Raw genomic sequence first — 8,891 nt, 5'->3', positions numbered from 1 at the left:
AACGCCGCGGCGGAGAGCTTCTGGGCCCTGCTCAAGGAGGAGATCGGCACCCGTACCTGGCCCGACCGGGCCACCGCCCGCGCCGAGGTCTTCTCCTTCATCGAGACCTTCTACAACCGCCGCCGACTGCGCAAGCACAAGACCTTCGGCTATCTCACCCCAACCGAGACCAGACAGCGGCACCAGCACGCCCTCGCGGCATAACGATCACGTGTCCGAGATCACGGGGAAACTTCACCCCACGACAAGTGCGATTTCCCAGGCGCGTCGGCGTTTGGGACCCGAGCCTTTGCGGGTCTTGTTCGAGCGGGTGGCTCTGCCGTGCGCTCAGCGCGGCACGCAAGGAGCCTGGCTGGGCCGGTGGCGGCTGATGGCCATCGATGGGTTCGTGCTGGACATTGAGCCTTTTCCAACCTGATCGTGATGCTGAGGCGGAGAAGTTCCTGGTGAAGGGTTGGTCTACCAGGGCAGCCGTGTGAGTCAGGAGCCTCTCAACGCCGCCTGTGCGGGCCCAGCTTGAGCAGCACCTTGCCAAGCTGGTCGGAAGTGAGGGCTGGCGCGGGCAGACGGGGCGCGGCCGGGTTGGTGCGAAGTCCGGCGAGGAGCAGGGCAAGTGGGCGGAGCCAGGCATCCGGGGTGACCGTGGTGAGCGCGGGAACAGCCCTGCCCAGTGCTGCCAGGGTGAAAAGCAGGTCCTCGGTGGTGATGTCCGGGCGGATGGCGCCCTGTTCCTGACCGCGCCGGAGTAGCTCGTCGATGGTTGCGCGGTTGTGGGCGTGGATCGCCGTGAGGGCGGTGACACCTTCCAGATTCGTGGTCATGAGGTCGTTGGTGCCGCGGTCTGCGGCCAGGCCCGCGAACACTGTTCGTAGGTACTGCGTCAGTCCCGTCCATGCGTCCTCGGCTGTTCGTGCCCGTTCGCCGGCCGCGGTGGTCTCCGCGAACGCATCCCGGAAGACCTCGTCGACGAGCGCGGCACGGGTCGGGAAGTGGCGGTAGAGGGTGGCGTTGCCCACGCCCGCCCGCTGGGCAATTTCATCGAGTGGGGCGTCCAGGCCCTGTTCGGCGAAGACCTCGCGGGCCTTGTCCGTCAGTAGTTTCCGGTTGCGCAGCGCATCGCGGCGCCCTACCGGCGAGCGGTCGCCCATCGTGCCTCCCTCTTCTTACGCCGTACCGGGGAGCAGTCCCCGGTACGGATGCTATCGTCGGACAAGTAAGTGGGGACAGTTCCCCGTTTTACTTCCCGCAGGCGGGATGTCCGCGGTCGTTCACGGGGGAGGGGAAAGCATGCCCGGCACCGCACTCGTGCTCGGCGGCGGCGGACCAGTGGGCGGAGCCTGGTTGACGGGGGTGCTCGCTGGGCTGGCCGAGGCCGGGATCAATCTCGGCAGCGCCGACGTCGTGATCGGCACTTCCGCCGGTGCCGTCTTCGGAACCCGGCTCCGGTCCGGCGTCCCGGCCTCGGATCTCTACGAGCGTCAGCTCTCCGGAGCAGACGCGGTCCGTCTGCCGGTGACAGCGCGCCAGACGGCGCGCTTCCTTTGGGCGGCGCTCGGTTCCCGCGATCCCCAGCGATCCATCGAACGCCTCGCCCAAGCAGCGTTGCACGCCCGGACCGGCCCGGAGTCGGACGTCTTCGACACGGTCGGCGCGCTCCTGGGCGACGTACGCGACTGGCCCGAGCGGGAGCTGCGGATCGCCGCGGTCGACGCACAGAGCGGACAGACCGAGATGTTCGACTCGCACTCTGGAGTGACACTCCTCGAAGCCGTCGCGGCGAGCTGCGCCGTACCCGTCGTATGGCCGCCGGTCACCGTAGCCGGCCGGCGCTGGATGGACGGCGGCAGCCGTTCGACCGCCAACCTCCAGCTCGCACGCGGGTACCGCCGGGTATTGGCGGTCACGCCAGTCCCCCGGGCGGTCGGGCCGCATCCGAGCGCCACGCAGCAGGCTGCGGAACTGTCCGACGACGGGGCACGCGTCATGCTGCTGTCCCCGGACCGCGCCGCGCGCCGCATGATGGGCCGCAACATGGCGGACAACACACGCCGGCCGGCTGCCGCCCGCGCGGGCCACGCCCAGGCCAGTGCGTTGGCCCCTGCAGTGGCCGACGTCTGGCAGGGGTGAGGCGTGTCAAAGCGCACATAGCCTTGCCCGCGGGAAGTTGACGCCGTCTTGTCGCACGAGACGGTGAAGCACTTGGCAGGTGGGCTTTCGACCAGAGAACCATCTCTACCGGAGGCTGCGCGTGTTCGTTTATCCGTCGGGTGTCGATGTATCCGGCTCCGCCCTTCGCTTCCTGTCCGCCCGCCTGCGAGTGCACCGCCGCGCTCTGGGCACCCGATGGCGGCGTCTGAGTGCAGGCCGCCAGGCCCCGCTCATTCTCGTCCACCTCCGCAACGGACATACCTATGCCCAGCTCGCAGCCGGTTTCGATATCGGCATCACCACCGTCTACCGCTACGTCACCGAGGCCGTCGCGCTCCTGGCCGCCCTCGCACCTACGCTCGCCGAAGCCGTCCGGGCCGCGTCGATGAAGGAATACCTGATCCTGGACGGGACGCTGCTACCGATCGACCGGATCGCCGCCGACCGACCCTTCTGTTGAGTCGGCACGGAGCGCGGTGCCGGTGTTGCCACCGGTCCGTTTCTCCGTGCCGCTCGCCGAACCCGGCGTGCGGCTCTCACCGCACCGGGCTCTCCACGGTTCTCTGCCGTTCAAGCGTGGTTGAGTGTCCAGGGGTTGGGGATCGTGTTGCCCCGGTATCGGTAGCGGGTGACCGCGATCGAGACCATGGGGAACAGGTCGATCCCGTCCGCCGAGAGCTTGTGCCACCGGCCGTTGCGGTCGGTGAGGGTCGGCGGACGTCCTTCCACCTCCAGCGATGCAGCATCATCCACCAGCTGGTCACCCGTCGCCATACGAACTGGTCCAGGGTGAACTCGTCGATGAACGCTACGAGCGTTTCGACGGCCGGTTGAGCTCGGCCGCGAAGAAAGCCGACGCTGCCTTCAAGATCTCGTTCGCCCGCCTCAGCTCGGCGTTCTCGGCCCGCAGTCGCTTGATCTCCGCAGCCTCCTCCGACGTCGTGCCGGGCCGCTGACCAGCATCCACCTCGGCCTTGCGGACCCACGTCCGCACCGTCTCCGCAGCACCGATCCCGAGCTTCGCCGCAACGGCCTTCATCGCGGCCCACTCGGTCGGATAGTTCGGACGGATCTCCGCGACCATGCGCACCGCACGCTCACGAAGCTCAGCAGGGTAGGGAGACGGACGTGCCATGACTCGATCCTCTCAGGGAATCGAGCCTCCATCAGACCCGGAGCGATTCAAGGTGCCCGTTCACCGTTGACCGGGGCACGCCGGAGACGGCCGACAACCGCAGTCGGGTCCGGCCCCTTCCGGCCTGTGGTCCTCCTGTTTCCCGACACCCGCAGGCGGCGGCGGTCGGGGAGGAGGGCAGGCCGATCCGGCCCTCCTCCCACACCACCGGACAGATGGGCCCCGGACCCCCGGTGGTTCGTCAGTGGCGGGTGGCTACCAGGTGTCGTTCAGCGTCCCACTGCCCGAACTTCCCGTGGTGAAGGAGTGGTTGCTGCCCGGCTCCCAGGTGATCGAGCCGTCGGAGTTCTTGATGATGTACTTGTACTCGATGTAGGTGTTCGCTGGCAGGGTGAGCGTGCCCTTCCAGGTCGGGTAGTTGGCCGAGGACAGCGGGACGGCCTGGGAGGTGTTCCAGCCGCCCAGGGCGGGAATCGAGCCGACCAGGTAGACGTTCTGGCCCCAGGTGGTCGTCTCGTTGACGTTGAACGTCTCGCCCACCGTGCCGGCAGCGGCGGTCGGGCTGTACAGCGCCACAGCGTCATCGGCCGGGACGGTGACGGTCGCCGTGCCGTTGGTGCCCACCGTGACGGTCGAGCCGGAGCAGGCGCCTGTCGAGACTGTCAGGTCGCCGTGGATGATGTCGCAGTACGTGCCCGCGGGCAGGCCGGTCTCGACGGTCACGGCCTTGGCGCTGGACTCGTTGTTGATCGCGATCCAGCCGCGGTTGCCCCGGCTGAAGGCTATGAAGTTCGAACCGTCATCGTACCAGTTGCTGACCGGCTGGCCCGCCACGGCATTGTGCCAGCCGACCATGTTGGCGATGCCCTGGTTGCGGTCGGTACAGAACCAGCCGTTCGAGCAGTCCGTGCCGGTGACGTACCCGTTGGAGTCGGACGGCGGGGAGTCGTCGCTGTTGATCCAGGTGAAGCTGGCGTACACCTGCGGCACGTCGTAGCCCCAGGCCAGTTCGAACAGGTTGGCCAGGACGTAGGGGGCGCCGGACTTGTAGTTGAGCGTGCTGCCGTCTCGCTCGGTGTCGTGGTTGGTCACCATCGAGGTCGAAGCCGACGCCGGCTCGAGGCCCCAACTCTGACCGAAGTTCTTGAGGTTGGTGATGTTGCCGGTGAACTGGCTCTTCAGGTCGCGGGCATAGGTGAACTCGATCACGCTGCCGTTGGACTCGAACGCGCCCGGCTGCAGCGCAGAGTTGCTACTGCCCGGGATGACCTCCTGGTACACGTACGGCCGGGAGCCGGTCCAGGTGGTGTTGTCCACCTGCGACAGGATGGCCGCCATGTCGGCTACCGCTATGTGCTTGGCGGCGTCCATCCGGAAGCCGTCCACGCCCTGACTGATCAGGCTGTTGAGGTAGCCGGCCTCGGCGGTGCGGACGTGGCTGGTCTCGGTGTAGAGGTCCTCGAGGTTGGACAGGTCGCACTCCTGGACCTGGGTGGCGTTGTTCCAGTCCGTGATGGACAGATCCGAGTTGGGGCAGTTCGACGGATAGCTGTGGAAGTCGGCCGAGGTGTAGCCGGGCTGAGAGTACGTGTACGTCGAGGCGTTGAAGCTGTCGCCGCCGTAGGAGTCGGTGCTGGTGTTGCCAGCGCCGGCCATGTGGTTGAGCACCGCGTCCGCGTACACCTTGACGCCGGCGTTGTGGCAGGTGGTGACCATGTCGGCGAACTGGGCGGCGGTACCCATCCGGCTGTTCAGGCCGTACCCGACCGGCTGGTACACCTCCCACCACGGGTGGCTGGTCTGGTTGAGCCGGATGGAGTCCTCGGGCGGGGCCACCTCGACGGCGCCGTAGCCCTTCGGGCCGAGGACGCTGGTGCATTCGCTGGCCACGGACGGCCAGTTCCACTCGAAGAGGTTGGCGATGACGTCGCCGCCGTCCGGTGCGCCGGCGGCATGGGCGGTGGTCTCGACGGTGAGCGGTAGGACGGCACTGGCGAGCAGGGCGCCAACCACTGTGAGGACGGTTCTGCCGTGTTGGAGTGGTCGCTTCATGTCGGGGTCTCTCCTGTGCTGGCGGCCCGGCCACGGACAGCCAGGCAACACGAGGCGAGCACGCTGTCGTGCGCATGGGACCGGGAGGCCGGGGTGAAGCCGGGGTGGGTGGCAAGCTCCGGGCCGGATAGCGCTACCGCCCGGACGGCGATGGCCGCGCGACCCACCGAGTTCCCGCCCAGCGGAGTCGACGGCCCGGGAGCCATGCGGCCGCGGATCCGCCTGGCACCTCACCGTACGACGGCCACCCCGAGGGCCGGGGGACCCGCCGCGAGCAGACCATCTCTCGCCCTGTGTTACGGCGTCAAGAACTTGAAGGAAATACTTCCTGCAACTTTCAGAAAATCTTTGCGAGGTGGCGGCATCGCCGCGCGGGAGCGGTCGAGCAGCAGGCCGGGTGCCCTGGGCACTCGGCGAGGACGTCCTCCGGCTCAGCCCGTCCGGCGGCCCGCCGCCACCGGCACGCTGGGAGTGACCCGCCGAACGACGTCCCGGACCTCCCCTGGTCAGGCGGAGACCAAGGGCGTGGCCGCCCCGGTCGCGGCCAAGGCGCTCACCGGCCGTGACCTGCGGACCGGGTGGCGGGGCTGTCCTTCCAGGACGCGGCGCCGATCCACAACCCGCTGCCGCAGCCCGCACCGTGCTGGTGACGGGCCCCAGTGCGCACCGCGACACCTTCGTCGGCCGCGCCCAGAAGGTCGGACATACCCTGTCAGCGTGGAGCAGCGCCCGCTGAACCGGGCCATCCGCAGCCGGTCAGCCTGTCCACCGGGGCCTCAGGGTCGGTCCAGCGCGGTGCAGTCCTGCCTCACGAGGTCGCCGGAGCCGGTCTGCGAGGTGCGCAGGGTCAGCTCAGCGTCGGCAGCCGTGCCTCCGGGCCCGGCAGCGGGCTGTGGCCGACCACGTGCGCGAGGACAGAACGGGCATGTTCCCACTGCGTCGGCACGGCCAGCAGGCGGACCACGGCCGCCGGAGCCGCTCATTTCGGGCTCCGGCGACGTGCTGATGAGCGTGGACGACGGTGGAGTCGACCGAGGCGAGCCGACCGATGTCACCGGACGCGTCCGCTCTCGCCTGCGCCGCGCGCAACATCCGCTGAGCTTCCACACGATGCCATTCAGGACGGCCCGGTCGTCCAGCCGCGGACGACCTGTCAGGGACACAGGCAGCGGAGCACGCAGCAGATCCCAATCGCATCGGACAGCTCATGGCGACCTATCACCCGACCGTGATCCACCGCTCGAGATCACTTCGGCGAGAGACCCTACGCAGCGGAGAGGGCGTCGGGCGCGGTGGGCTCCCAGACCGAGATGCGCGAGGCGTGAACGTGCGCCTTCACCGGGATGCGGAGGGTGTCGCCGCTGTCCAGCTTGACGGTGAGGTACGAGGTGTCGCTGCCCGCTCCCGGGGCGTCCTGCTGGTCGAGTGCGACACCTTCGTAGTTCGACTGGCCGGGACGCAGGACGTTGGGCCCGCCGCCGATGCCGTCGGGTGTGGTGGCCCGGATGTGGCCGTCGAAGGTGACGAGGCCGATGATGCCGAGGTCGCAGGGGGCACCACTGGTGTTCTTGGCGGTGATCAGCAGGTGGTTGAGCGGCTGCGAGGCCGGCGCGGCGGTGATCGTCAGCTGGCCGGCCCGGCACAGCGCGGTCCGGGCGCCGGTGCCCGATCCGGACGCGGTGCCCGAATGGTGCGCGCCGCTCCGCTTCCCGGCGCCCTTGGCCGAACCGCTGCCCCCGGCCGCGGTTCCGGCGGAGCCGCGCGACGACCCGGCGGTGGGCGAGACCGAGACCGGCGTGTTCGCCGATGCCGAGGCGGTGGTGGCCGTACCGGTGGAGGCGGAACCTGTGGCGGAGCCGGGGTTGCAGGCGACGAGGGCGAGGGAACCGAGGGCCAGGGTGGCCGCGGAGGCCACGATGCGCTGGACGGACATGAGGTGCTTCTCCCGTTGGTTGGTGCGGTCGGGGCCGGATCGGGTGAACCGGCCGATGACCTGAACCGTGCGGGGCGGTTCGTCCCACCCGCTAGATTTTCCTGGCAGTTGGGAACCCTGGAATGGTTCCACCCCGTCTGAACTGGGGAAACGTGAGCGCCTGGAACGCCGTTCCGGGACGGTGGAGGAGAGGCGATGGCGGACGAGTCCCTGGAACTGGCGGAGCTACTGCGCGCGTTGAAGGAGAGGTCCGGCCGTAGCTACGGCGTGCTCGGCAAGCGGCTACACGTCAGTACGTCGACGCTGCACCGCTATTGCAACGGCACGACGGTGCCGAACGAGTACGCCCCGCTGGAGCGGTTCGCGCGGGTGTGCGGAGCCACCCCCGACGACCTGGTGGAACTGCACCGCCGCTGGATCCTGGCGGACGCCGCTCGCCGGAGGGGCAGCGGGGCGCCCGAGGCTCGAACGGCGGACACGGCCGAAGCCGCAGACCCTGCCACCGTCGACGCGGCGGCTGTTCCCGATGCCACTGATGCCACTGATGCCGCGGCAGCCGTTGGTGCCGTCGCGTTCACCGATGAGCCGGCCGCTCCCGACGCAATCGCGGACCTCCCGCCGGTGACCGCTGCCGCCGCACCCGCCGCTCCCGCCCATCGGCCTCCGCGACGACGGTCGGTCGTCGCCGCCGTCACCGCTAGTGCCGTCGCCGTCTCGGCCGCCGTGGTCGCCGCGGCGGCGCAGTTCGGCTCGGCGTCCGGTGACCGGCAGGGAGCCGCGGCGCACGCGGCCGGACGGCCCGGTGCCGCGGCTCCCACGGCGACCGGACCGGACCGTGGCACGCCAGCGAGATCCGGCCCGGCCGGCACCGGGTCACCGTCACCGTCGGCGGATGCCCGGCCCTCGGCCGGGACGGCGGCGGACACCGGCGGGCCCTCGGGTGACAGCACCGCAGCCGCCGGGACCACGCCGCCCTTCCACGTGAACGTCCTGACGGACAACTGGGACAGCCCCTGCGACCAGTGGTTCCTCCTCCCGCGCCCGCCCGGCAGCGTGCCTCCACCGCCGGCCGGCCAGGCCGCCGACGGCTGGGCGGCCGCGCTGGGTGCTGTACCGGCCGGGCACCTGCGGCTGCAGGTCACCGTGCAGGGCAGCAGCAGCCGGCCCGTCGTACTGCACGCGCTCCGGGTCGTGACCACCAGCACTCGCAACGCGCCGAAGGGGAACGCCTACACGATGGGCAGCCAGTGCGGCGGCGACCTGGCGCCCTCCTCCTTCGCCTTCGATCTCGACGCACCGTCCCCGAGCGCCAAGCCGGTGCCCGGTCACGAGGGCAACATCGCCACGCGGGCGACGAACTTCCCGTACAAGGTGTCCGTCGACGACCCTGAGGTGATCAACATCGACGCGAGCACCGACAGCCACGACGTCGGCTGGTACCTCGAACTGAGCTGGAGCAGCGGCGACCAGCAGGGCACCGCCCGGATCGACGACCATGGAAAGCCATTCCGTACCGCCGCCATGCAGGGCGACAAGGCCTACTGGTACGACGCCGCCGGCGCCGGCGCATGGCTGCCGTATACCTCGTCGAACGCCGGCTACTAGTGTCCTGTAGAAGTAGGT

General features: G+C 69.5%; 7 protein-coding genes and 3 pseudogenes. 5 read left to right on the top strand and 5 right to left on the bottom strand.

Annotation, left to right across the window (positions count from 1 at the left end):
- Together AC5WRT_RS38430 and AC5WRT_RS38425 are read left to right on the top strand one after the other, a co-directional pair.
- Nucleotides 1-204, top strand: a 204-nt coding sequence (locus AC5WRT_RS38430; protein WP_496101076.1) for an IS3 family transposase, incomplete at its 5' end; no start/stop codon positions are given.
- A gap of 34 nt (nt 205-238) precedes the next feature.
- Nucleotides 239-412, top strand: a pseudogene (locus tag AC5WRT_RS38425) (transposase domain-containing protein); the annotation flags it as partial.
- Nucleotides 413-491: 79 nt separating this feature from the next.
- Here the strand turns inward: AC5WRT_RS38425 and AC5WRT_RS38420 are convergent.
- Nucleotides 492-1,148: a TetR/AcrR family transcriptional regulator gene (locus AC5WRT_RS38420; RefSeq protein ID WP_496098826.1), complete on the bottom strand. Its 657-nt coding sequence runs from the start codon at nt 1,146-1,148 to the stop codon at nt 492-494.
- Between the two features lie 139 nt (nt 1,149-1,287).
- Here AC5WRT_RS38420 and AC5WRT_RS38415 point away from each other — a divergent pair, with 139 nt between their 5' ends.
- A complete protein-coding gene (locus AC5WRT_RS38415) occupies nt 1,288-2,127 on the top strand; it encodes a patatin-like phospholipase family protein (RefSeq protein ID WP_496098825.1) in 840 nt (279 codons plus the stop codon).
- Between the two features lie 121 nt (nt 2,128-2,248).
- Nucleotides 2,249-2,602 (top strand): annotated as a pseudogene (locus tag AC5WRT_RS38410) (transposase family protein); the annotation flags it as partial.
- Nucleotides 2,603-2,718: 116 nt separating this feature from the next.
- Here the strand turns inward: AC5WRT_RS38410 and AC5WRT_RS38405 are convergent.
- The 4 genes and pseudogenes from AC5WRT_RS38405 to AC5WRT_RS38390 all read right to left on the bottom strand — a co-directional run bounded on the left by AC5WRT_RS38405 (nt 2,719) and on the right by AC5WRT_RS38390 (nt 7,268).
- Nucleotides 2,719-2,922, bottom strand: coding sequence for a hypothetical protein (locus AC5WRT_RS38405; RefSeq protein WP_496098828.1), 204 nt, complete (start codon nt 2,920-2,922; stop codon nt 2,719-2,721).
- A gap of 20 nt (nt 2,923-2,942) precedes the next feature.
- A pseudogene (locus AC5WRT_RS38400) lies at nt 2,943-3,283 on the bottom strand (transposase); the annotation flags it as partial.
- Nucleotides 3,284-3,538: 255 nt separating this feature from the next.
- Nucleotides 3,539-5,335, bottom strand: coding sequence for a carbohydrate-binding module family 20 domain-containing protein (locus AC5WRT_RS38395; protein WP_496098824.1), 1,797 nt, complete (start codon nt 5,333-5,335; stop codon nt 3,539-3,541).
- A 1,264-nt stretch (nt 5,336-6,599) separates the two neighbouring features.
- Nucleotides 6,600-7,268: a DUF4232 domain-containing protein gene (locus AC5WRT_RS38390; RefSeq protein ID WP_496098822.1), complete on the bottom strand. Its 669-nt coding sequence runs from the start codon at nt 7,266-7,268 to the stop codon at nt 6,600-6,602.
- Between the two features lie 195 nt (nt 7,269-7,463).
- Here AC5WRT_RS38390 and AC5WRT_RS38385 point away from each other — a divergent pair, with 195 nt between their 5' ends.
- Nucleotides 7,464-8,873 (top strand): helix-turn-helix domain-containing protein, encoded by a 1,410-nt coding sequence (locus AC5WRT_RS38385; RefSeq protein WP_496098821.1) that lies wholly within the window; start codon nt 7,464-7,466, stop codon nt 8,871-8,873.
- The last annotated feature ends 18 nt before the right edge of the window (nt 8,874-8,891 follow it).

This window comes from Streptomyces sp. NTD91, from assembly GCF_059510455.1.
The sequence above is the reverse complement of the archived record's forward strand: the minus strand, read 5'-3'. Positions and strand labels throughout refer to the sequence as shown.

Excerpts from the sequence above, each read along its gene's own strand:
- AC5WRT_RS38415 (WP_496098825.1), top strand. The coding sequence starts at position 1,288 with ATGCCCGGCACCGCACTCGTGCTCGGCGGCGGCGGACCAGTGGGCGGA.
- AC5WRT_RS38385 (WP_496098821.1), top strand. The coding sequence starts at position 7,464 with ATGGCGGACGAGTCCCTGGAACTGGCGGAGCTACTGCGCGCGTTGAAG.
- AC5WRT_RS38405 (WP_496098828.1), bottom strand. The coding sequence starts at position 2,922 with ATGGCGACGGGTGACCAGCTGGTGGATGATGCTGCATCGCTGGAGGTG.
- AC5WRT_RS38390 (WP_496098822.1), bottom strand. The coding sequence starts at position 7,268 with ATGTCCGTCCAGCGCATCGTGGCCTCCGCGGCCACCCTGGCCCTCGGT.
- AC5WRT_RS38420 (WP_496098826.1), bottom strand. The coding sequence starts at position 1,148 with ATGGGCGACCGCTCGCCGGTAGGGCGCCGCGATGCGCTGCGCAACCGG.
- AC5WRT_RS38395 (WP_496098824.1), bottom strand. The coding sequence starts at position 5,335 with ATGAAGCGACCACTCCAACACGGCAGAACCGTCCTCACAGTGGTTGGC.